We start from the raw sequence: 21,795 nt of genomic DNA on the forward strand, positions 1-21,795 counted from the left end.
CCGCACAGGTTTCGACGGCCTAGGGTTGAAGGTGTGGAAGCGGTGATCTTCGATCTCGACGGTGTCCTGGTGGATTCGGAAAAGATGTGGGACGAGGTCCGCCGGGCGGTCGTCCACGAGTTCCACGGCACCTGGCGGGAGGAATCGACCAGGGCCATGCAGGGGATGAGCACCCCGGAATGGGCCGCCTACCTGGCGCACGACCTCGGCGTCCAGCTCCGGCCCTCGGACGTCGCGCAGCTGGTGATCGAGCGGATGGCGCGACGATACGCGGAGAAGCCGCCGATCATCCCGGGCGCGCCGGGTGTCGTCCGCGAAGTCGCGAAGCACTGGCCGGTGGCGATCGCGAGCTCTTCGCCGCCGCTGCTGATCAAGGCGTTCCTGGACATCACGCGGCTGCCGGTGCCGACGGCGGTCTCGTCGGAGCAGGTCGGCGCGGGGAAGCCGGCGCCCGATGTGTATCTGAAGGCGGCCGAGCTGCTGGGCGCGGAGCCGAAGAACTGCGCGGCCGTGGAGGACACGACCAACGGGCTGCGCGCGGCGCTGGCGGCGGGGATGACGGTGTACGCGGTGCCGAATCCACATTTCCCGCCGGATCCGGCGGTGCTGGAGCAGACGACGGTGGTGCCGGTGATCACGGACCTGCCGTCGGCGCTTCAGGAGGACTGAAGTCGGCCCTGGATGTCATGAAAGGGTCGTTCCTGACGAAAAACGTCAGGAACGACCCTTTCATGACATTTGAGCGACCGGGAAGGTCACGCCTCGCCGGCGATGAACTTCTCCACCTCGTCGCGGGCGGTCGCGTCGTCGTACTGCTCCGGCGGCGACTTCATGAAGTACGAGGAAGCCGAGAGGATCGGGCCGCCGATGCCGCGGTCCTTCGCGATCTTCGCGGCGCGCACGGCGTCGATGATGATGCCCGCCGAGTTCGGCGAGTCCCACACCTCGAGCTTGTACTCCAGGTTCAACGGCACGTCGCCGAAGGCGCGGCCTTCGAGCCGGACGTAGGCCCACTTGCGGTCGTCGAGCCACTGCACGTAGTCGGACGGCCCGATGTGGACGTTGCCCTTGCCGAGCTCGCGGTCGACCTGCGAGGTGACCGACTGGGTCTTCGAGATCTTCTTCGACTCGAGCCGCTCCAGCTCCTTCATGTTCAGGAAGTCCATGTTCCCGCCCACGTTGAGCTGCATCGTCCGGTCGAGCTGGACGCCGCGGTCTTCGAACAGCTTCGCCAGCACGCGGTGCGTGATGGTGGCGCCGACCTGGGACTTGATGTCGTCACCGACGATCGGGACGCCGGCCGCGCGGAACTTCTCGGCCCACTCCGGGTCGGAGGCGATGAACACCGGCAGCGCGTTGACGAACGCCACACCGGCGTCGATGCACGCCTGCGCGTAGAACTTGTCGGCCTCTTCGGAACCCACCGGCAGGTAGGAGACGAGCACGTCGACCTCGGCCTCGCGCAACGCGGCGACGACGTCGACCGGAGCCTCGTCGGACTCCTCGATGGTCTCGCGGTAGAAGCGGCCGAGACCGTCGTAGGTGTGACCACGCTGCACGGTGACGCCCAGCGGCGGCACGTCGGCGATCTTGATGGTGTTGTTCTCGCTGGCGAAGATCGCCTCGGACAGGTCACGGTTGACCTTCTTGGCGTCCACGTCGAACGCGGCGACGAACTCGATGTCGCGGACGTGGTACTCGCCGAACACGACGTGCATCAACCCGGGCACGCGGGTGCCGGCATCCGCGTCGCGGTAGTACTGAACGCCCTGGACCAGTGAGGCCGCACAGTTGCCGACGCCCACGATGGCCACCCGAACGCGGCGGTTCTCGCCCATGCCGGTTTCTCCTTCATTAGTCCAACAGTTGTAGGTAATGCGCAGCGAGGACCGCCGGAGCGCCTCAGGTCTCCGGTCCGCGCTGCTCGGCCTGTTCGTGCGCGATCAGCTCGTTGAGCCAGCGCACCTCCCGTTCACTGGACTCCAGCCCGAGCCGGTGCAGCTCACGGGTGTAGCGGTCGATCTTCTCCTCGGCCCGCGCCATTGCCGTCCGAAGTCCTTCTCGGCGTTCCTCGACCCGACGACGACGGCCTTCCAGGATTCGCATCCTGACGTCGGCCGGTGTCCTCGAAAAGAACGCCAGGTGGACGCCGAAGCCTTCGTCGTCCCACGTCTGCGGCCCGGCGTCGCCGAGCAGTTCGGCGAACCGTTCCTTGCCCTCGGCGGTGAGCTTGTACACCCGCTTGCCCCGGCGTGCCCACGCCCGGTCTTCCACCTCTTCGAGCTCCTCGACGAGGTAACCGGCGCGAAGCAACCGGCGCAAGGTCGGGTACAGCGAGCCGTACGAGAACGTCCGGAACATCCCGAGCGTCTCATGCAAACGTTTGCGCAGCACGTAACCGTGCATGGGGGTCTCGTGCAGCAGCCCCAAGATCGCGAGCTCGAGCACACCGCACCCCCTTCCGGGAACAAACCGCGACCGGTCGCGTTGGCCACCGTGACCGGCTCGGTCAACCTACCGGCCCACTATATCGCGCCGATACATCGAAGTGGCGTAGCTAACCCGATCGAGCGTGGGCGGATCCGGGCGAAATTCACCGGAGAGTTATCGAATCGTCGGCGTGTCCGACCGTGCGCGGACCGTCTCCCCGAGAACGGGACGTGGACCACACAGCAAGAGCCCGTACTCTGTTGGCGTGCGAAACCAGCGGCAGGTCGTGGACTACGCCTTACAGCGGCGCGCGCTGCTCAAGGGCGTCCACTCCGGACGGGTCGGCACATACGACGTCTGCGACGCGGGGCCGTACCTGCTGCGGGCCGCGAAATTCCACGGCCGACCAGGTGAGCAGGACTGCCCGGTCTGCCACCGGGAGCAACTGACCCTGGTGTCCTGGGTGTACGGCGACGAGCTCAAGCACGCCGCCGGATCGGCCAAGACACCGGAGGAACTGACGCGGATGGACGGGCTCTTCGCGGAGTTCACCGTCTACGAGGTCGAGGTCTGCCAGAGCTGTCACTGGAACCACTTGGTGCGGTCCTACGTCCTCGGAACAGGAGAACCGGGAAGCACCCGGCCACGGACCCGGTCGCAGAGGACAGCGGGTCAGTGACAGGTATCGAAAACGCAGTTGACCACAGAGCGGCGTCCCCCGAAGCGCCGGTCTGGGAGGCCCATTCGTGAACGACGACCGCAAGCGCTCCTGGCCTGGCCAGGAGCCTGATGCACCTCGCCGTGCCCAATGGCCGGGCGAAGCCGACGAACCAGGCTGGCCGAGCGAAGAACCGCCGCGCCGCCCCCAGCGCCGGACACCCCCGAACGGCACCCCCCGCTCGGCCGCGCCACGGTCCGCGAACGAGCCGCAGTGGCCGGGCGGCGACGCCGGCGGCCCGGAGTGGCCCTCCGACAACGAGCCGCGCCGTCCCGCGGCCCCGCGTCGTTCCAACGGCATGCCCCCGCGCAGGCAGGGACCCCCGCCGCCGGGAGCGCGAGGCCCCGCCGGTGACCAGCGGTCCCGCCAGGGTGCCGCCGGGCATCGCCCGCCGCCGCCCCCGCCCGGCAACCGCCGTCCTCCGGCCCCGGCCGACCAGGCGACCGCGATGGTCCGGCCGGTCGAGCCGGAACCGTACGAGCGCGAGCCCGAGCTCATCACGCATCACGCGCACAACGGCACCGAAGATCCGTACGGCTACGACCCGTACGACGATCGCTATGACGATCGTCACGAAAGCACGGCGCTCGGTGCGGAGGGCGAAGACGCCTACGACGACGAGCCCGCTGAAGACGAGGAAGACGGCAAGAAGAAGGTCCTCACGCCGAAGCAGCGCAAGAAGCGCCGCTGGCGGATCATCCGCCGGGTCCTCTACGCGATGTTCGGCCTCTTCGTCGTGGTGCCCGCGATCGCGTTCGTCATCACCTACTTCCTGGTGGACGTCCCGTCGCAGGAAAGCGTCGCGAGCCTGCAGAGCCAGCCGATCACGCTGATGTACTCGGACGGCAGCCCGATGGGCAAGATCGCGCCAGCCAGCGGCGGAAGCCGGTACCTGCTGCAGCCGGGCGACGTCCCGGAGGTGGTCAAGAAGGCCGTGTACGCGGCCGAGGACTCGTCGTTCGAGACCAACTCCGGGTTCGACGTCGGCGGCATCCTGCGCGCGGTCTACAACAACGTCACCGGCGGCCAGGGCGGCGGTTCGACGATCTCCCAGCAGTACATCAAGAAGGCCACGGCCAACGAGGCGCCGACGCTCACGCGTAAATGGACCGAGCTGGCGAAATCCTTCAAGATGAACAACCAGATGTCCAAAGAGGAGATCATCACCGCCTACCTCAACACCATCTACTTCGGTCGCGGCGCGAACGGCATCGAAGCGGCCGCGCAGGCCTACTTCAAGAAGCCGGCCAAGGAACTCGGCGCGTCCGAGGCGGCCCTGCTCGCCGGCCTGATCCAGGGCCCGAGCAAGTCCGAGAACGAGGCTTACGCCACCAGGCGGTGGACCTTCGTGATGGACCAGATGGTGGCGAACGGCTGGCTGCCCGCCGGCGAACGCGCGAGCGCGACCTTCCCGAAGCCCATCCCGAAGGCGCAGGCGAAGGCCGACGACGCCGGGACGCTGAGCCTGCACATCCGCAACCGCGTGATCGACGAGCTCGAAGCGCGCGGCTACGACCAGGACCGGCTCCACCAGGGCGGCTACAAGATCACCACGACGATCGACCCCAAGGCGCAGAAGATGGCCGAGGAGTCCGTCGCCGAGGGGATGAAGGGCCAGACGGACGAGAACATCCTGAACGCGCTGGTCGCGATCGACCCCAAGACCGGCGGCGTGGTCGCGTACTGGGGCGGCCCGGACTGGACGAAGAACGCGCAGGGCCAGGACGTCCAGGCCATCGACTGGGCGAACGTGCCGCACAACCCCGGTTCGGCGTTCAAGGCCTTCGACCTGACCGCGTTTCTCAAGATGGGCAAGGGTCTCGGCGAGACCTTCGACGGCTCCAACAACCGGAAGTTCGACGGCCGCACGATCCGGAACGCGGGCGAGAGCTCCAACTGCGGGCCGCAGTGCACGGTCGCCGAGGCGATGAAGGTCTCAGCGAACACCGTGTTCTACGACATGGTCCGCAACGAGACGAAGATCGACCCGGTGGCGAAGGCCGCGAAGGAAGCCGGCGTGATGGTGGAGGCCGACGGCGGCAAGGCGAAGCTGAGCCCCGACATCAACATCGCGCTCGGCGGTGGTGGCACGGTCACCACCGCGGAGGACATGGCGGCCGGCTTCGCCACGTTCGCCGGTGAAGGCGTCCGGCAGAAGCAGCACTTCGTCGCGAAGCTGACCAACTCCCAGGACGAGGTCGAGTTCGACGAGACCGCTCCCAAGGGCGCTCCCGCCTTCAGCGACGACGCCGCCAAGAGCAAGCAGATCGCCGGCAACGTCACCGACGCGCTCGAAGAGGTCATCCCGTACTCGAAGCTCAAGTGCCCGAAGGGGCACGAATGCGCGGGCAAGACCGGGACGCAGCAGTACGACTTCAAGGACAGCGACCCGGCGAGCTATCGCGATCGCAACGCGCAGACCTGGATGGTCGGCTACACGCCGAGCATCTCGACCGCGGTGTGGGTCGGCGGCGACGGCAACAAGCCGCTGCACGACAAGAACAACAAGCCGGTCTACGGGCGGACCATCGCCGGTCCGATCTGGGAAGACTTCATGTCCCGGTACATGACCGGCAAGCCGTCGGAGAAGTTCGAGAGCGTCAAGCCGATCGGCAAGGACGCGCGCTACGTGCCGACGACGACGGCGCAGAAGCCGCCGGAGACGTCGACGCCGCCCGAGACGCCGACGACCACCCCGACGCCGACGACTCCCACCGAGCCGACGGAGACGGAGCCGACGAAACCGACCAAGCCCACGAAGCCGAGCTGGACGAGGCCGGGACCGGGGACTTCGGATCCGTTGTTCCCGAACGGCGAAGATCCGTGACGATCGGGCTGAGCACGTGAAGGAAGGTGTGCCGGGCGGGTGCCCGGCACACCTTTTTTCGTGGCATCGGTGAACCTGAACCGATCCGATACGTCTTCAGTAGAAGGAGACCTGCGACCGCAGGACCGCGCTCACCCACGGAAGGTTCGGAGGACGTCCCAGTGAACGACGATCCCCACGGCGGATGGCCAGGTCAGGACCCTGACCCCGCCCGTCGTCCGCAACGCCCGGCCGGACCGCCCCGTCGTCCCGCCGGTCCGCCCCCGGGATACGGGCAGCGGCCAGGCCCCGGTCCGCAGGGTCAGGCGCCGTGGCAGCGCCAGGGTCCGTCCCAGCAGCAGCCGCCCCCGCGTCGTCCGCAGCGGCCGCCGGTCGCGCCGCAGCACGAGCCGGACCTCATCACGCATCACGAGCACAACGGCACCGCCGACCGCGGCTATGACGAGCCGTACGAGGACGAGCAGTACGGGCCGGAGACCGACGAGAACGGGAAGCCGGTCCTCACCCCGGCCCAGCGCAAGAAGCGCCGGTGGAGACGTATCCGGCGGGTGCTGCTCGCGCTGTTCTGCCTCTTCGTCGTCATCCCGGCGATCGCGTTCGTGATCACCTACTTCGCCGTCGACGTGCCGTCGCCGCAGTCCGTCGCGGCGACGCAGGGCCAGGCGGTGACGTACTACTACGCCGACAACACCGAGATGGGCAAGGACGTCCCCAAGGGCGGCAACCGGCACATCCTGACGCCGGAGCAGATCCCGGACATCGTCAAGAAGGCCGTCATCGCCACCGAGGACGCGTCCTTCGAGACCAACTCCGGTTTCGACATCGGCGGCATCCTGCGCGCGGTCTACAACCAGGTGACCGCGGGCAAGGGCGGTGGTTCGACCATCTCCCAGCAGTACATCAAGGTCGCCAGCGGGGACGACGAATCGTCGCTCGCGCGCAAATGGACCGAACTCGCCAAGTCCTTCAAGATGAACCAGACGTACGAGAAGAAGGACATCATCACGGCGTACCTGAACATCATCTACTTCGGGCGCGGCGCGTACGGCATCGAGTCGGCCGCGCAGTCGTTCTTCGGCAAGCCCGCGGGCGAACTCAACGCCTCCGAGGCGGCACTGCTCGCGGGTCTCATCCAGCAGCCTGGCCGCTCGGAGAACCCGAAGGTCGCGAACGAACGCTGGACCGTCGCGCTGAACCGGATGGTGCAGAACGGTTTCCTCTCCGCCGCCGACCGCGCGAACCTGCAGTTCCCGACGCCGATCCCGCAGGAGGACAAGCAGCAGGCCGGGGTGGTCAACCCGTTCATCCGCGACAAGGTCAAGGAAGAGCTCGCCGCGAACGGCATCACCGACGACGTCTACTACCGGGGCGGCTACAAGGTCTACACGACCATCGACCCGAAGGCGCAGGCCGCGGCCGAGCAGGCGGTCGCCGACGGGATGAAGGGCCAGACCGACGAGAACCTGCTCAACGCGCTCGTCGCGATCGACCCCAAGACCGGCGGCGTGAAGGCGTACTACGGTGGCCCGTCCATCGTGAAGGGGCCCAACGGCAAGGACCAGAAGGGCCGCGACTGGGCGAACACACCGCAGAACCCCGGGTCGTCGATGAAGCCGTTCGACCTCACCGCGTACATGCAGCTCGGCAAGGGTGGCATCAACTCGACGTTCGACGGCTCCAACAACCGGCAGTTCGGGAAGCAGACGATCCGGAACGCCGGTCCCGGCAGCACCTGTTCGCAGCAGTGCACGGTGTCCGAGGCGATGCAGCGGTCGGCCAACACGGTGTTCTACGACATGGTCGTGAACGTGACCAAACCCGGGCCGGTCGCGCAGGCCGCCAAGGACGCCGGGGTGAAACCCGCCCCGGACGGCAACTCCGAACTGTTCGCCGACAACAACATCGCGCTCGGCGGTGGCAAAACGGTCATCACCCCGGAGGACATGGCCGCCGCGTACGCCACCTTCGCGGGCGACGGCCAGCGCCGTGACAAGCACTTCATCGTCAAGGTGACCAACTCGCAGGACGAGGCCGCGTACTCGGCTCCGGAAGAGGCGAAGCCGGCCTTCGCCGACGACTCCGACAAGAGCAAGCAGATCGCCGGCAACGTCACCGAGTCGCTCAAGGGTGTCATCCCGTTCTCGAAGCTCAAGTGCCCCAACAACCACGAGTGCGCCGGCAAGACCGGGACCCAGCAGCACACCTACCGGCCGGGCGAGCCCGCTTCGGCGAAGGACGCCAACTCGCAGACCTGGATGGTCGGCTACACGCCGTCGATCTCGGCCGCGGTATGGGTCGGTGGCGACGGCGACAAGGCGCTGAAGGGCAAGAACGGCAAGTCGATCTTCGGTTCGACGATCGCCGGGCCGATCTGGCAGAAGTTCCTTTCCCTGTATCTGAACGGGAAACCGGGGGAGCGCTTCGACAAGGTCAAGATCATCGGCGGGGACGACAGCAACACCGTCCCGTCGACGCAGACCCCGCCGGACGACGACGAGGGTTCGACCGAGACCGGCACGCCGTCGACGGGTCCGTCGACCGGATCTTCGTCTTCGCGGAACGAGGACGACGAAGAGCCTTCCAGCACCAAGAACCCGCCGACGTCCAGCCAGAACAACGAAGAGGGCGGCAACGGAGGTCCGCCGGGCCGGGGCGGCAGAGGCGATACCGAATAGCTAGAGGGTGACGACGCGCCGTTCGGCACCCGCGAGGTGGGCGGCTTCGATGACCCGGAGCGTCTCCACGGCGGAGGCGGGATCGACCGGGAAGCCGCCCTTGCCGAGCAGCGCGTCGCGCACCTGCGCGTAGAAGTCCTCGTAGCGGCCGACCTCGGTGGGCACGGTCTCGACGTCGTCGTTCACGCCGAGCACGCCGGCGTCCGACTCCGGTTCGACGCCCCAGCCGGGGTCGCCGGGCCGCAGCCCGTCCTTGATCTGCGGCTCCTGGACGTCGAGGCCGTACTTGGTGAAGGTCGCCTTGTCGCCGAGCACGCGGAATCGCGGGTTCCGGGTGCCCGCGAGCGCGGACGCCCACAGATGCGATCGCACGCCTTTGGTGTGCCGAAGCGCGACGAAGGCGTCGTCGTCGACCGACACCCCGGCGCGGCGCCTGTCGACCTCCGCGTAGACCTCGGAGACCGGGCCGAACAGCTGCAGCGCCTGGTCGACGATATGCGCGCCGAGGTCGTAGAGGAGTCCGCCCGCCTCGGCGGGGTCGCCGAACTCGCGCCAGTTGTCCCGCGGTTTCGGCACCCAGCGGTCGTAGCGTGACTCGAAGCGGAAGACGTCGCCGAGACGGCCCTCGTCGAGGACCTTCCGGACGGTGAGGAAGTCCGAGTCGAACCGGCGATTCTGGAACACCGTCAGCCCGACGCCCTTGGCCTTCGCGGCTTCGACGACCTTCGCCGCTTCGGCCGCCGTCGGCGCGAAGGGCTTGTCGACGACGACAGGCAGACCCGCCTCGATCGCCCGAAGCGCGAGCGGAACGTGCGTGCGGTTCGGCGTGCTGACGACGACCAGGTCCAGGTCGGCCTTCGCGAACAACGCGTCCGCGTCCGGCAGCACGTCGGCGGCCGGGTGGTCGGCGCGTGCCTGCGCGACCCGGTCCGGGTTCGAGGTGACGATGGCGGCCGGGGTCAGCCCCGGTGTCGCGTCGATCAGCGGCGCGTGGAAGACGCGTCCACCGGTGCCGTATCCGAAGATCCCCACTCGCAAGTCAGCCATGACCCCATTAAACAACAGTGTTGCATAATCAGCCAGTCATGGCAGGATGCGCGCTATGCCGGAGACCGGGGTCAATCTGCGCGGCCTGCGCCAGCACAATCGGACACTGCTGCTCACGCACATCCTGCGCGCGGGCGGTCTCAGCCGCGTCGAACTCGCCGAGCGCACCCGGCTCACCCAGCAGGCCGTCTCGAAGATCGTCCCCGAACTGCTCGAAGCCGGCCTGCTGGACGAAGAACGCCAGCCCGCGTCTGGTGTCGGCAAGCCACGCACCCTGCTGCGCGTCCGCGCGAACGCCCGGCACGCGCTCGGCGCCCAGCTCGACCGGGACTCCTTCCGGGTGGTCATGACCGACCTGACCGGGAAGATCATCGCGTCGCGCGGCGGGCCGCTGCCCCCGGGATTCACCCCTGACCAGGCCGTTTCCGCCCTCGGCGAAGCAACCGAAGCGCTAGCCGACGGCGTCGAGGGTGTCCTCGGCCTCGGCGTCGGCAGCGTGGGCCCGCTCGATCACCACGAAGGAGTGGTCCGGGACGCCACGAACATGCCGGGCTGGCACCACGTGCCCCTGCGCGACCTGCTCGCGAAGCGCACCGGACTACCCGTGCGGCTCGACAAGAACACCAACGCCGCCGCCTTCGCGCAGCACTGGCCGGAGGGCGACCAGGCCGCGACCGCCGTCGTGCTCGTCGGCACCGGGATCGGCGTCGGCCTGCTGATCGACGGCAGGCTGTATCGCGGGCCGCGGACCAACGCCGGCGAGTTCGGGCATACGACGCTCGCCTTCGACGGACCGCGCTGCGCGTGCGGCCGCCGCGGCTGTGTGGAGGTGCTGCACAACGCGGCGGCGACCACGGAAGAAGCGGCGGGCCTGCTGGCGATCGGGCTCGCCGACCTCGTCCAGGTGCTCGACCTCGAACGTGTCGTGCTGACCGGACGGTCGGTCCGCGCGGCACCCGAGGTGTACCGCGACACCGTCGCGGCGCGGCTGCGGGAACTCCTGCCTTTGCCGCACTGGCAACGGATCCAGGTCGATCTCGACGAGATGGGCGACGACGTCGTGGCGTTCGGCGCGGCGGCGGAGGTGCTGGCCGGGTTCTACGAGAGCGGCGACATCACCGGGTGGTCACCCGGATAGGCGCTAACATCCGCCACGTGTCCGACCAGACGACCCAGCCCGAGGCTCCGCTCTCCCTCACCCCCGGCGAGCGGGTCATCCCGAGCTGGAACGAACCGCTCGTGGCCGCGGCCACCCGCCCGATCGGCGGCCCGCTCGGCGAGCACGCGGCCGTGGGGCGGCACTGGTTCTGGTCGCCGCAGCGGGTCGGGCTGCTGCTGGCCTGCCTCGCGCTGGTGCTCTCGTGGTTCGGCAAGGCGTCGTGCATCCAGCAGTACACCGACGACTCCGGCACCCATCAGCTCGACTGGCGGGCGGGCCGCCCGTTCGTCGCGATGTGCTACTCGGACATCATCCCGCTCTACAGTTCCGAGCGGCTGAACAACTCCGACACCTTCCCGTACGTGACTTCGTGGACCGAAAACGCGGGAACGGCGAAGGAGACCACGCGGTACATGGAGTACCCGGTGGCGACCGGGCTGTTCCAGTGGATCAACGCGAAGCTCACCGAAGCCTGGCTCTCGGTCGCGGAAGCGGGCTGGCTGCCCAGTGCGCTCCCGGTGGCCGTGTACTTCAACATCTCGGCACTGTGGCTCGCACTGGCCTGGCTGGTCACGGTGTGGGCGACCGGCCGATCGCTGAAACGCCGCCCGTGGGACGCCGCGCTGGTCGCGATCTCACCGCTGGTGCTGGTGCACGTCTTCACCAACTTCGACGCCATCGCGACCGCGTTCACCGCGACCGCGCTGCTCGCGTGGGCGCGGCGACGGCCCGAGGTCGCGGGCTTCCTGCTCGGGCTCGGCGCGGCGGCGAAGCTGTATCCGCTGCTCCTGCTCATCCCGTTGTTCTTCCTGTGCCTGCGCGCGGGCAAGGTCAAACAGTGGGCGCTCGCCGCCGGGCTCGCCGTGGCGACGTTCGTCGTGGTCAACGTCCCGTTCGCGCTCGCCGCGCCGACCGGCTGGTGGGAGTTCTTCCGGCTCAACACGGCACGTCCGATGGACCCGGACTCGCTCTACAACGTGATCTCCCACCTTTCCGGCTGGGCCGGATTCGACGGGAAACTCGCCACGGGCGAGACACCGGTCGTGCTCAACGCCGTCGTCGCGGTGCTGTTCCTCGCCGCCTGCGCCGGCATCGGCTACGTCACGCTGAAGGCGCCGCGCCGTCCGCGGTTCGGCCAGCTGGCGTTCCTCGTGGTGGCCGCGTTCCTGCTGACCAACAAGGTGTGGAGCCCGCAGTACTCGCTGTGGCTGGTTCCGCTGGCGGTACTCGCGATCCCGCGCTGGCGGCTGCTGCTCGGCTGGATGATCCTCGACGCGCTGGTCTGGGCGCCGCGGATGATGTACTACCTCGGCGTCGACAACAAAGGCCTGCCCCAGGACTGGTTCCTGGGCGCCGTCGTGGTCCGCGATCTGGCGGTGGCCGGCCTTTGCGCGCTGGTGATCCGCGACATCCACCAGCCGCGCAAAGACCCGGTCCGCGCCGCCGGGGACGACGATCCGATCGGCGGATTCCTCGACGGCGCCCCCGACCTACGCGCGGTCAAGCCCGCTTCAGCACCTCAGGCCCAGGACGTTCGAGCCTGATGTGCTTGCCGAAGTCCTCGGCCCCGAAGTCTTCGATCCGCACGACGACGGCTTCGGGCGAGGTTTCGACCAGCCTGCAGGTGAACCAGTCTTCGCCGTGCCTGACCGACCAGCGCTCGGCAAGGATGGCCAGGCCCTCCGCCTCCAGCAACGCGACGGAGTCGTCGAAGGCGGCGGGCCCGCCGAGCGGGTAGCCGAAAACGGTCAGTGCCTGCCAACGGGTTTCCGGCGCGGGGACGACGTAGCCGACGTGCTCGCCGTCCTCCGCCCGGTACACGGTCCGATTCTTCATGCGGCCAAGACTCGACCCTCCCGTGGCGAGAGGGTCAAGCCGATTCAGCGCACGAGGTAGCCGCCCGTGCTCGTTTCGAAGAACGGGATCGGGGCCGTGCAGCGCAGAACGTCCTGGTCGAAGCCGCCGACGGCCCAGCTCCAGCCGATCCGGTCGTGCCCGCCCGGCACGTCCCGCACCGAGAAACCGACCCGGCGCCCGACCAGGTCCACCGGGAGCGCGGGGATGTCGGCGCGTTCGATCACGCCGGTCAGGATCGCGAGGTCGCCGTCACGCGAGACGCAGTCGACCTTGCCTTCGAAATCGGCGAAGGGCTTCCCGTCCTTGGTCAGATGATTCACGTGGAACCGCCCGGAAGACTTCCCGGGATCGCCGAAGGCCGCGAAGTCGAACCGGACCGGATCGCCTTCGTAGCCCGGAAACGTCAGCGGACCGCCCGCCGACCCGAGGACGACCGAGCCGGACGGCGGGGCCTGGGCCGCCGTCGCCTGGGTTGCCCCCAGCGTTCCCGTGGCGACGGCGAGCACTGCGACGGCGGCGATCTTGGCCTTGAGCTTCATGGCTTTCCCTCCAGTACCGGGTGTTTCCCGGCTGGAATCGAGCCTTCCTCGATCGGCTTGCCCGGCCCTCCCGCTGGAGAGGGAACGCTCTCCCGCGCGGGTAGCCCCTCGGTCCGGCTTGATCACATGCCAGGTCCTCGCCACGCACCCCACAGGGCACAAGCAGGCACAGCGGTCACAGTGCCTTCACACCATGCCGAGTACTTCAGCTGCCCAATCCGTCGCGAGTACCGCACTCACGTGATCGAAGCCGGAACTCGCGTGATCAGAGGCGGAACAACCCGAGTGCGGCTTCCAGTCACGCGAGTCACGTGCCTGAGCACGCGAATCACGCCTTCGCGCACGCCGCGCCCTGTGTTCCAGGTCCGTGAAGGCCTCCTTGAGGGACCCAGAGTCCCTCAAGGAGGCCTTCACGGACTTCGGACCACCGCGACGTCAGGCGGACGCGACGCGCTCCCGGACGAAAGCGATGTCCGCCGCCTGCCCGTCTGCCGGGGTCTCGACGACCACGGGCGCACCCGCTTCGGCCGCGACGGCGGCCAGCACCTCGGGATCGATCGTGCCGTCGCCGCCGACGACGTTGGCGTGCCGGTCCCGCGTGGAACCGAATTCGTCACGCGAGTTGTTGAGGTGCACCAGGTCGATCCGGCCGGTGATGGCCTTGACCTTCTTGACCGCCTCGGTCAAATCCCAGCCCGCCGCGTACGCGTGGCAGGTGTCGAAACAGAAACCGGCGCCGAATTCGCCGACCTTGTCCCAGAGCCGGGCGATCGTGTCGAGGTCGCGGGTCATCGCGTTGTCGCCGCCCGCGGTGTTCTCGATCAGGATCGGCACGGCGAAGCCGCCCTTTTCCTGTTCCCGCTCGAAAAGCTTGCGCCAGTTGACGAGGCCTTCTTCGACGTCTTCCGCCGAACCGACATGGCCGCCGTGCACGACGAGCCCTTTCGCGCCGATTTCGGCGGCGCCGTTCGCGTGCTGGGTGACGTTCTTCCGCGACGGGATGCGGATGCGGTTGTTCATCGACGCCACATTGATCAGGTACGGCGAGTGGATGAACACCTCGACCGGCGATTCCTTGATCGCTTCGCCGTGCGGGTGGGGTTTGGGAGCCTTCCAGCCCTGCGGGTCGGAAAGGAAGAACTGAAGGACCTCGGCGTCGCGTTCGGCGACCGCGGAGAGGGGATCGTCGTCGCGGACATGGGCACCGATTTTCATGCCAGCAAACTACCCTTGGCCAATTCTCACCGGCGCGCCCCAGTCCGTCACGCTCGTGGGGTAGCGTGAGCGCGTTCCGTTAAAACCGCGTGGGTCTTTGAGGGGCGGAGGACGAACTCGATGGGGAAGACTGCCGGGCGGATCACGGCTTGGGGATTCGCGCTTTCGGTCACGGCCGGACTCGCGTTCCCGATGACCGCGACGGCCGCCGAGGAACCGAGCCCGACCCTTTCCGGTGATTGCGGATCGACGCTGCAGAACGGAAAGTCGGCCGACGGTCTCGTGCTCGACGCGGGTGCCCCGCTCGGTTCGTCCGAGGCGCTGACGGTCGGTCTCGATTCGAAGGCCAAGACCGCCGAGGGCCGGAAGCCCCTTCTCTCGCTGCCGGTCGGCGATCTGGTCAAGACGACCGGTCTCACCGACAACGCGGCAGGCGACCTCGTCGCGCAGGGTGTCTGCAAACCGGCGCAGGGCGCGGTGAACGCGGTCGGGAACCTGACCCAGGGCGTCGTCGAGGAGATCCCGGGAGTCCCGGAGATCCCGCCCGGCCCGAAACCGCCGAACCCGGAGCCTCCCAAGCCGGAACCCCCGAAGCCGGGGCCGGGTCAGCCCGGCGGTCCGGGCAGCGAACTCCCGGTCGAGACCGCCCCGGGTTCCTCCACCGGCATCGGCGGCGACTCGATCGCCGGCCTGATCAGCAACGCCGCGCTGCTCCCCGGCAGTTTCGTCCAGGCGCCGGTGATCACCGAGATCATCCCCGGCGAGGTGCCGCCGCCCACCGTCGACGAGAAGGACACCGGCAACGCGCAGGCCGTCCAGGCGCCGGTCGCCCCGGCCAAGCTGCCGCTGCTGCTCGCGGTGCTGGCGCTGGCCGTCGTCGCCGCGGCTCTGGTCCGCGCTTGGCTGCGGGGTAAGCCCGCCTGACCTTCACCGTCAGTGACGCCCGCTTCCACTCGAATGCCTGACCTCTTCGAGTGAGCGGGCGTTACTTGTCTCCATTAGCGTCGTTATCCGGGTAGGTGACCCCGACGACGGAGGAGTCGAAGGCATGCGCGAACGGACACGGAGGGCGACCGCCCTGGGTGCGTCGGCCTTCATTCTCGCGGGCTCGGCCGCCCTCGCCATGCCCGGCCAGGCCGCCGCCGCGGAGACCAAGACCGCCACCTGCGGCGGCTCGGTGACCGCGAAGCCCGGCGACACGATCCTCGGCAAGACCCCGTTGCTCGGTATCCCGCTCAACCTCGGCCAGGCCGGACCGGTCTCCGGAGTGCTCACGGGCACGATCAACGCGCTGCTCGGCACGGTCTGCAAGGTGACGGTGACGATCGTGAACACCGTCGTCGCACCGGTCCCGGTCGTCGGCGCGCCCGCCGCGGAAGCGCTGAACGGCGCGGTCGCCGGCACCACCCAGGCGCTGACCGGTGGTGGCGCCAAGCCCGCTCCCGGAACCCAGCCCCAGCCGGGGAAACCCGCTCCCGGAACACCCGGCAGCGGCGGACCGCAGACCGGCGGACCGGGTGCTCCCGCGCAGGGCGGCGCCCCGGCGGGCGGCATCCCGGCGGCGAACAGCCCGCTCCTGCCCGGCACCTTTACCCCGAATTTCGGCGGCCTGCCCTGGGGCATCAGCACGGGCTACGCCCCGATGCGCGACTACAGCTCCATTCCGATGGCGACGGCCGGTCTCTTCAGTCCGTCGCCCGGCCTCCGGTACGGCGGCCAGATCCCGGGTTACGCGCCGCAGTACGGCCTCGCGACCGAGAACCAGGTCGGCAACCCGGACGTCCAGAATGCGGGACAGGCGGAAGCGCTACCGGGTGTGAGCGACGGATTCACTCAGAACGGGAAACTGCCGCTGCTGATCGCCGTTTTGGCACTCTCCGGAGTCAGCGCGGGCCTCGTGCGCACCTGGGTCCTCCGCCGAATGGCCGCTACAAGTTAGTCCTACCGCCTAGTATCTTTCTGGTCGCTCCCTCGTTATCCCCGTTGCAGTGATTCCTCATGCACTGCTTCACGCCCCACCGACCCGGAGGATCGCGCCCGTGCGGAAGACCACCATCTGGCAGACCACCCGCAAGGCGCTCACCGTCACCGCACTCGCGACCATGGTCACCGGTGGCGCGCTCCTGACGGCGGGTACCGCCTCGGCGGCGGGCACCACGCTGGCGAACGCGTGCAGCGGCACCGTGAACGGCGGGATGGGCGACACCGTCGCGATCACCGGCACCTCGGTCAAGGAACTGGTGCGGGCGGGCGCGCGGGAAGCGGGCACGCTGGCGCTGTACGACGTCGCCGCGAACGACATCGCGAAGGTCAACACCATCAACGTCGGCGCGGTCCCGAACGCCGCGGGCGGTTCGGTCGACGGCAAGGCGATCGGCACGGCCGTGCGCCAGGCGGTCAAGAACACCAAGTCCTGGGGCCTCGGGCTCAACCCCGAGAAGACCCTCGAGTCCATCGAGCACAAGGTCGCCGGCAGCTGCGGCCTGACCACGGTCGCCACGAACTACGTCGCGCCCGCCCTGCCGACGCCGGGCACCACCGCCCCGCAGCAGGGCGGCAACGGCGGCGGCACCAACGGCCTCCCGGCCTCGCCGAGCCTGCTGCCCGGCGGCAGCAACGGCACCGGCTACGCCCCGCCTCGCGACTACGGCAACCTGCCGGTCGCGCAGCCGGGTGTCGCGGTGGCGCCGGGCGTGCGCTACCCGGCCAACAGCCCGCTCCCGGGCGAGGGTGCCCCGCAGTACGGCACCGACGGCCAGGCCGGACCGGGTCCGGACGTCCGCAACGCGGGCAACGCCGAAGCGCTCGCGACCGACGGCATGCCCGGCGGCGACGTCCAGCTGCCGATGCTGCTCGCGGTGCTCGTGCTCGCCGGCGTGACCGCCGCGCTGGTCCGCACCTGGGTCCTGCGTCGCGTCTCCTGACCGCCAGGTACGCTTACCTGGACAAACCCTCCTGCCACGGACAGTCCGTGGCCGCGAGCCCATAGGAGGTGAGTGGTTGTGTCACGCCATTACGAGGTAATGGTCATCCTGGACCCCACGCTCGACGAGCGTACGGTGGCCCCGACCCTGGACAACTTCCTCAACGTGATCCGCACTTCGGGCGGAAGCGTCGAGAAGGTCGACGTCTGGGGCCGTCGCCGGCTGTCCTACGAGATCAAGAAGCACGCCGAGGGCATCTACGCGCTCCTCGACCTGAACTCGACTTCGGAAGCGGTCAAGGAGCTGGACCGTCAGCTCTCGCTGCAGGAGACCGTGCTCCGCACCAAGGTCATGCGCCGCGAGATCAAGCGCGCCGCGACCGCCGCCGCCAAGGCCTGAGCCGAAGGACTTTCCCGATGGCTGGAGACACCGTCATCACGGTGATCGGCAACCTCACGTCCGACCCGGAGCTTCGCTTCACCCCTTCCGGTGCGGCGGTCGCGAACTTCACCGTCGCGTCCACCCCGCGCACGCTGGACCGTCAGTCCGGTGAGTGGAAGGACGGCGAGGCCCTGTTCCTGCGCTGCAACATCTGGCGTCAGGCGGCCGAGAACGTCGCCGAGTCGCTGACGCGTGGCGCGCGAGTCGTCGTGCAGGGGCGCCTCAAGCAGCGGTCTTTCGAGACCAAGGAAGGCGAGAAGCGCACCGTCGTCGAGCTCGAGGTCGATGAGATCGGCCCGTCGCTGCGCTACGCCACCGCCAAGGTGAACAAGGTCAGCCGGGGCACCGGTGGCGGTGGCGGCGGCTTCGGTGGTGGCGGCGGCCAGAGCGCCCCGCCCGCCGACGACCCGTGGGGCTCCGCCCCGCCCGCCGGTGGCGGCGGTTTCTCCGACGAGCCGCCCTTCTGATCAGGCGATCCACCGCGGGCGCGAGCTCCGCGAGACGCCTCGAGACAACCACTACGTAGAAATTCAGGAGTAATACCGTGGCCAAGCCACCCATCCGCAAGCCCAAGAAGAAGGTCTGCGTGTTCTGCAAGGCCGAGAAGAAGGGCCGCCCGGAGAACATCGACTACAAGGACACCAACCTGCTTCGGAAGTACATCTCCGACCGCGGGAAGATCCGTGCCCGTCGAGTGACCGGCAACTGCAGCCAGCACCAGCGTGACATCGCCATCGCGGTCAAGAACTCCCGCGAAATGGCGCTGCTGCCCTACACCTCGACCGCGCGCTAAGGAGGCACGTCAATGGCGAAGATCATTCTCACCACCGACGTCGCCAACCTCGGTGGGCCCGGCGACATCGTCGAGGTCAAGGACGGCTACGCACGCAACTACCTGCTCCCCCGCGGCTACGCCATCGTGGCCACCAAGGGCGCGGAGAAGAACGTGCGCACGATCAAGCGGGCGCAGGAGAGCCGTCGCATCCGCGACCTCGACCACGCCAAGGAGATCAAGGCGACCCTGGAGGGCCTCGGCGCCATCCAGCTGAGCGGCAAGGCGGCCGAGGGCTCGAAGAAGCTCTTCGGTTCGATCACCACCGCCGAGATCGTGGACGCGATCAAGGCCGCGGGTGGCCCGCTGCTCGACAAGCGCGTCATCGAGCTGAAGGACCACATCAAGACCGTGGGCAAGCACTCGGTCGGCGCCCGTCTGCACCCCGACGTCCGCGTCGACGTGCGGCTCGAGGTCAAGGCCAAGTAACACCGCTTCGGCAAAGGGCGGGACGTCTCCATTCCGGAGGTGTCCCGCCCTTTGTTTTACGGGGAACCGCACCCCACCAGGCCACGTCTTAAGCTTGACTGGGGATCAAGGCATTATCGAGACTCGACGTCGAGGCACGGGGAGATCTGGACGCAATGGCTTACGACAGCAACGCCGAGCAGAACCGACAGGAGAAGGTCACGGTGTCCGCGCCGGCCAACCCGGACAAGCCGGCGGCTGGCGGAGGTGGCGGCGGGTTCACCTTCGACAAGGACAAGATCGACGGCATCATCAAGAAGTGGACGGATCTGCAGGCCGAGCTCAAGCGGGACTACGCCGACGCGAACCTGATGGCGAACGTCAAGGCGCCCGGCAAGGAGTTCGCGAGCGGCGACTGGGAGAAGCTGGCCAACCCGTCGGGCAAGGCGTTCCTGGAGCAGAACCAGAAGATGCAGGAATACGTCAAGAACTACATCGACCAGCTGACCGCCGCGAAGCAGAAGATCGCCACGAACGAGGCCGAAACGCAGGCTTCGCTCAACAAGCACAAGGCCGTGTGATGCGACGTTCCCTCGTTCTCCTCCTGGCCGCGGGCGCGCTGGTCGCCGGCTGTTCGGGCACCAAGACCGGCACCGCCTCTTCGGAGCCGTCCTACACGACCGGTGCCGGTGCCTCCAGCGCGTCGAGCGGCTCGTCCGGCTCCGCGCCCAAGGTGTCGAACCCGTTGAAGACCTCGTCGATCGAGAGCGACGCCTGTGCCGCGCTTTCCGCGGCGAAGCGGACCGAGCTCGGTCTCGGCGAAGGCGAGCGGCGGACCACCAGCGTCGGGCCCGGCTGCTCGATCTTCGCCGCGGACGACCAGCTGAACCAGATCGAGATCAGCCCGGTGCTCGCGAACAAGAACGGCCTGAGCGACGTCTACGACACGAAGGCCAACAACGAGTACTTCGAGCCGACCGAGGTCGCCGGCTACCCGGCGGTGTACGCCGCGTCGCTCGACCACCGCAAGAACGGCAAATGCGGTCTGTTCGTCGGCGTGACCGACCAGCTGTCCGTGAACATCCTGGTGCAGTACGACAACGGGCCCGGCGCGAGTGATCCGTGCCCGGTCGCGCTCAAAGTGGGGGAAGCGATGATCGAGACGTTGAAGGAGGGCTGACGCGTGTTCCTGCTGCCGATCATCGCCGGGTATTCGGCCTACAACCTGGCGACCACGAAATCCGGCGACTTCGAAGCGTCCGGCGGCGATCGCAAGATCGACTGCTACAACATCTGGGAGAAGATCGTCACCGGTCCGGGTACCGGGTCGATCCAGGAGGGCCAGGCCGCCGCGACCCGGCTCAAGGCCGGCTACCAGGACAGGCTGACCACCATCGACAACCTGTCGAAGGAGATGGACGCCGCCTGGACCGGTAAGAGCGCCGAAGCCGCGCAGCAGTCGGGTGCGCATCCGCTGCGGACGTGGATGGAGGACTCCGGCAAGAAGCTGGTGGACTCCGACAAGTACCTCGGTGAGCAGAACACCGCCTTCACCACGGTGAAGGCGAAGGTGCAGCAGGTCCCGAAGGAACCGCCGAAGAACAACCTGCTCAACTCCATCACCCCGTGGACCACCGACACCGACCGCGCGATCCGGGACTACAACCAAAAGGGTCAAGCGAACGTCGACGCGTTCAACGAGTACTTCAAGGCCAGTTCCGAGAACGGCAAGAAGCTGCCCACCTACAACAAGATGGAGGGGCAGAACACCAACGTCGACGTCAACGGCGGCGGCAAGGACAAGAACGGCAAGGACAAGGACGGCAGCGGCCAGGGCGACCGGAACGGGAACAACGGCATGCCGGGCATCTCGACGCCGCCCGGTTCGATGCCGCCCGGCGGGATGCCGAGTGTCCCCAGCCCGAACATCCCCGGTTCGAACATGCCGGGTATCGGCACGCCGGGATCGAACCTTCCGGGCAGCAATCTGCCCGGGTCGAACCTGCCCGGCTCGAACCTGCCCGGCGGGCAGTACAACCCGAACATCCCCGGCAGCAACTACAAGCCGCCGTCCTGGGACGACGGGACGAACGCGTCCGGCTACACCCCGCCGAAGATCCCCGGCGCCGGTGGCTTCGGCCCGGGTGGTGGCGGCGGAGGCGCCGGTGGCGGCTTCGGCGGCACCGACATCCCCGGCGCGGGCGGCTTCGGCCCGGACGGTGGCTTCGGTCCTGGTGGCGGCTTCGGCCCCGGTGGCGGAAGTGGCGCAGCCCTGCCCGGCAACGCGGGCGCGATGGGTGGCGCCGGCATGGGTGGCGGCGCCGGTGGCGCGGGTTCCGGAGCGGGCCGCGGCGCGGGCGGAATGATGGGCGGCATGGGCGGTATGGGAGCCGGTGGCGCCAGGGGTAAGGGCGGCGAAGACGAGGAGCGCAGCTCCAAGTTCCTCGTCGGCGACGACCCCAACGAGATCTTCGGAACCGACGAACTCACCGCACCGCCGGTGATCGGCGAGTGAGTTGGGGGCGGAGCTGCGGCTATGGCGGCATACGGCCACGGTTGTGAACCCGCCCGGCCGCAAGGCCCCGCTATCGCGGTGGCAGGGCGCCTGCACCGCGAAAGGCGACTGGGAGTGCCAACACGCGCCCTGCCGACGTCGATCGCGGTCGCGGGTTCACCGATGAAGGACTAGTAGTCACGAGCGGGCCGGGCGCGTGCCAAGATTG

At 68.4% G+C, this 21,795-nt stretch carries 22 protein-coding genes; 16 read left to right on the forward strand and 6 right to left on the reverse strand.

What is annotated here, in order from left to right; all coding sequences use genetic code 11:
- The first annotated feature begins 33 nt into the window (after positions 1-33).
- Entirely contained in the window at positions 34-669 is a 636-nt protein-coding gene (locus tag DMC64_RS00210) for an HAD family phosphatase (protein WP_037334185.1), read from the forward strand.
- Between the two features lie 86 nt (positions 670-755).
- Here the strand turns inward: DMC64_RS00210 and DMC64_RS00215 are convergent, their stop codons facing one another.
- Both DMC64_RS00215 and DMC64_RS00220 read right to left on the reverse strand, forming a co-directional pair.
- Positions 756-1,838: an inositol-3-phosphate synthase gene (locus tag DMC64_RS00215; RefSeq protein WP_125731262.1), complete on the reverse strand. Its 1,083-nt coding sequence runs from the start codon at positions 1,836-1,838 to the stop codon at positions 756-758.
- Positions 1,839-1,902: 64 nt separating this feature from the next.
- On the reverse strand, positions 1,903-2,448 hold the full coding sequence (locus DMC64_RS00220; RefSeq protein ID WP_005168208.1) for a PadR family transcriptional regulator: 546 nt from the start codon (positions 2,446-2,448) through the stop codon (positions 1,903-1,905).
- A 247-nt stretch (positions 2,449-2,695) separates the two neighbouring features.
- Here DMC64_RS00220 and DMC64_RS00225 point away from each other — a divergent pair, with 247 nt between their 5' ends.
- The 3 genes from DMC64_RS00225 to DMC64_RS00235 all read left to right on the forward strand — a co-directional run bounded on the left by DMC64_RS00225 (position 2,696) and on the right by DMC64_RS00235 (position 8,650).
- A complete protein-coding gene (locus DMC64_RS00225; protein WP_125731264.1) occupies positions 2,696-3,109 on the forward strand; it encodes a DUF5318 domain-containing protein in 414 nt (137 codons plus the stop codon).
- Between the two features lie 487 nt (positions 3,110-3,596).
- Positions 3,597-5,975, forward strand: a complete 2,379-nt coding sequence (locus tag DMC64_RS00230; RefSeq protein WP_125732754.1) for a transglycosylase domain-containing protein — start codon at positions 3,597-3,599, stop codon at positions 5,973-5,975.
- A gap of 161 nt (positions 5,976-6,136) precedes the next feature.
- The gene (locus tag DMC64_RS00235) at positions 6,137-8,650 is read left to right on the forward strand and encodes a transglycosylase domain-containing protein (RefSeq protein WP_125731267.1); all 2,514 of its coding nucleotides are present in this window, start codon (positions 6,137-6,139) and stop codon (positions 8,648-8,650) included.
- Here DMC64_RS00235 and DMC64_RS00240 read toward each other — a convergent pair whose 3' ends face one another.
- Complete coding sequence (locus DMC64_RS00240; RefSeq protein WP_125731269.1) at positions 8,651-9,697, reverse strand: Gfo/Idh/MocA family oxidoreductase; 1,047 nt, start codon at positions 9,695-9,697, stop codon at positions 8,651-8,653. It lies immediately after the preceding gene.
- Positions 9,698-9,752: 55 nt separating this feature from the next.
- Between DMC64_RS00240 and DMC64_RS00245 the strand changes: the two genes are divergently transcribed.
- Both DMC64_RS00245 and DMC64_RS00250 read left to right on the forward strand, forming a co-directional pair.
- On the forward strand, positions 9,753-10,835 hold the full coding sequence (locus tag DMC64_RS00245; protein ID WP_125731270.1) for an ROK family transcriptional regulator: 1,083 nt from the start codon (positions 9,753-9,755) through the stop codon (positions 10,833-10,835).
- 17 nt (positions 10,836-10,852) lie between these two features.
- Positions 10,853-12,400: a glycosyltransferase family 87 protein gene (locus tag DMC64_RS00250; protein ID WP_125731272.1), complete on the forward strand. Its 1,548-nt coding sequence runs from the start codon at positions 10,853-10,855 to the stop codon at positions 12,398-12,400.
- On the opposite strand, the gene DMC64_RS00255 is transcribed toward DMC64_RS00250, so the two are convergent.
- The 3 genes from DMC64_RS00255 to DMC64_RS00270 form a co-directional block, all read right to left on the reverse strand.
- Complete coding sequence (locus tag DMC64_RS00255) at positions 12,357-12,692, reverse strand: hypothetical protein (RefSeq protein ID WP_037334159.1); 336 nt, start codon at positions 12,690-12,692, stop codon at positions 12,357-12,359. The genes DMC64_RS00250 and DMC64_RS00255 overlap by 44 nt on opposite strands.
- 44 nt (positions 12,693-12,736) lie before the next feature.
- Positions 12,737-13,252 carry a hypothetical protein gene (locus DMC64_RS00260; protein ID WP_125731274.1) on the reverse strand — a complete coding sequence of 172 codons (516 nt, stop codon included), beginning with the start codon at positions 13,250-13,252 and terminating at the stop codon, positions 12,737-12,739.
- 435 nt (positions 13,253-13,687) lie between these two features.
- Positions 13,688-14,467: a deoxyribonuclease IV gene (locus DMC64_RS00270; RefSeq protein ID WP_125731278.1), complete on the reverse strand. Its 780-nt coding sequence runs from the start codon at positions 14,465-14,467 to the stop codon at positions 13,688-13,690.
- A 120-nt stretch (positions 14,468-14,587) separates the two neighbouring features.
- On the opposite strand from DMC64_RS00270, the gene DMC64_RS00275 reads away from it, so the two are divergent.
- From DMC64_RS00275 to DMC64_RS00320, 10 genes are all read left to right on the forward strand, one after another.
- On the forward strand, positions 14,588-15,391 hold the full coding sequence (locus DMC64_RS00275) for a hypothetical protein (protein WP_037334151.1): 804 nt from the start codon (positions 14,588-14,590) through the stop codon (positions 15,389-15,391).
- A 124-nt stretch (positions 15,392-15,515) separates the two neighbouring features.
- Positions 15,516-16,406, forward strand: coding sequence for a hypothetical protein (locus DMC64_RS00280; RefSeq protein WP_125731280.1), 891 nt, complete (start codon positions 15,516-15,518; stop codon positions 16,404-16,406).
- A 100-nt stretch (positions 16,407-16,506) separates the two neighbouring features.
- Positions 16,507-17,391: a hypothetical protein gene (locus DMC64_RS00285; protein ID WP_125731282.1), complete on the forward strand. Its 885-nt coding sequence runs from the start codon at positions 16,507-16,509 to the stop codon at positions 17,389-17,391.
- Between the two features lie 78 nt (positions 17,392-17,469).
- Positions 17,470-17,790: a 30S ribosomal protein S6 gene (rpsF, locus tag DMC64_RS00290; RefSeq protein ID WP_016338288.1), complete on the forward strand. Its 321-nt coding sequence runs from the start codon at positions 17,470-17,472 to the stop codon at positions 17,788-17,790.
- A gap of 17 nt (positions 17,791-17,807) precedes the next feature.
- A complete protein-coding gene (locus tag DMC64_RS00295; protein ID WP_125731284.1) occupies positions 17,808-18,299 on the forward strand; it encodes a single-stranded DNA-binding protein in 492 nt (163 codons plus the stop codon).
- 77 nt (positions 18,300-18,376) lie between these two features.
- Positions 18,377-18,625 carry a 30S ribosomal protein S18 gene (gene rpsR, locus DMC64_RS00300; RefSeq protein WP_005168122.1) on the forward strand — a complete coding sequence of 83 codons (249 nt, stop codon included), beginning with the start codon at positions 18,377-18,379 and terminating at the stop codon, positions 18,623-18,625.
- 12 nt (positions 18,626-18,637) lie between these two features.
- Complete coding sequence (gene rplI, locus DMC64_RS00305) at positions 18,638-19,093, forward strand: 50S ribosomal protein L9 (protein ID WP_005168124.1); 456 nt, start codon at positions 18,638-18,640, stop codon at positions 19,091-19,093.
- A 155-nt stretch (positions 19,094-19,248) separates the two neighbouring features.
- Positions 19,249-19,653 carry a hypothetical protein gene (locus DMC64_RS00310; protein ID WP_199754837.1) on the forward strand — a complete coding sequence of 135 codons (405 nt, stop codon included), beginning with the start codon at positions 19,249-19,251 and terminating at the stop codon, positions 19,651-19,653.
- Positions 19,653-20,252 carry a DUF3558 domain-containing protein gene (locus DMC64_RS00315; protein ID WP_037336135.1) on the forward strand — a complete coding sequence of 200 codons (600 nt, stop codon included), beginning with the start codon at positions 19,653-19,655 and terminating at the stop codon, positions 20,250-20,252. Before DMC64_RS00310 ends, DMC64_RS00315 begins: the two co-directional genes overlap by 1 nt.
- 3 nt (positions 20,253-20,255) lie before the next feature.
- The gene (locus DMC64_RS00320) at positions 20,256-21,587 is read left to right on the forward strand and encodes a PPE domain-containing protein (protein WP_125731287.1); all 1,332 of its coding nucleotides are present in this window, start codon (positions 20,256-20,258) and stop codon (positions 21,585-21,587) included.
- Positions 21,588-21,795 lie beyond the last annotated feature (208 nt).

It is taken from the genome of Amycolatopsis sp. WAC 04197 (assembly GCF_003947475.1).
Taxonomy (GTDB): Bacteria; Actinomycetota; Actinomycetes; order Mycobacteriales; family Pseudonocardiaceae; genus Amycolatopsis; species Amycolatopsis japonica.

Bases quoted from the DNA above. Each gene is read 5' to 3' on its own strand.
- DMC64_RS00215 (WP_125731262.1), bottom strand. From the start codon at position 1,838: ATGGGCGAGAACCGCCGCGTTCGGGTGGCCATCGTGGGCGTCGGCAAC.
- DMC64_RS00230 (WP_125732754.1), top strand. From the start codon at position 3,597: ATGGTCCGGCCGGTCGAGCCGGAACCGTACGAGCGCGAGCCCGAGCTC.
- DMC64_RS00240 (WP_125731269.1), bottom strand. From the start codon at position 9,697: ATGGCTGACTTGCGAGTGGGGATCTTCGGATACGGCACCGGTGGACGC.
- DMC64_RS00245 (WP_125731270.1), top strand. From the start codon at position 9,753: ATGCCGGAGACCGGGGTCAATCTGCGCGGCCTGCGCCAGCACAATCGG.
- DMC64_RS00255 (WP_037334159.1), bottom strand. From the start codon at position 12,692: ATGAAGAATCGGACCGTGTACCGGGCGGAGGACGGCGAGCACGTCGGC.
- DMC64_RS00260 (WP_125731274.1), bottom strand. From the start codon at position 13,252: ATGAAGCTCAAGGCCAAGATCGCCGCCGTCGCAGTGCTCGCCGTCGCC.
- DMC64_RS00270 (WP_125731278.1), bottom strand. From the start codon at position 14,467: ATGAAAATCGGTGCCCATGTCCGCGACGACGATCCCCTCTCCGCGGTC.
- DMC64_RS00275 (WP_037334151.1), top strand. From the start codon at position 14,588: ATGGGGAAGACTGCCGGGCGGATCACGGCTTGGGGATTCGCGCTTTCG.
- DMC64_RS00280 (WP_125731280.1), top strand. From the start codon at position 15,516: ATGCGCGAACGGACACGGAGGGCGACCGCCCTGGGTGCGTCGGCCTTC.
- DMC64_RS00295 (WP_125731284.1), top strand. From the start codon at position 17,808: ATGGCTGGAGACACCGTCATCACGGTGATCGGCAACCTCACGTCCGAC.
- rplI (WP_005168124.1), top strand. From the start codon at position 18,638: ATGGCGAAGATCATTCTCACCACCGACGTCGCCAACCTCGGTGGGCCC.
- DMC64_RS00310 (WP_199754837.1), top strand. From the start codon at position 19,249: ATGGCTTACGACAGCAACGCCGAGCAGAACCGACAGGAGAAGGTCACG.
- DMC64_RS00315 (WP_037336135.1), top strand. From the start codon at position 19,653: ATGCGACGTTCCCTCGTTCTCCTCCTGGCCGCGGGCGCGCTGGTCGCC.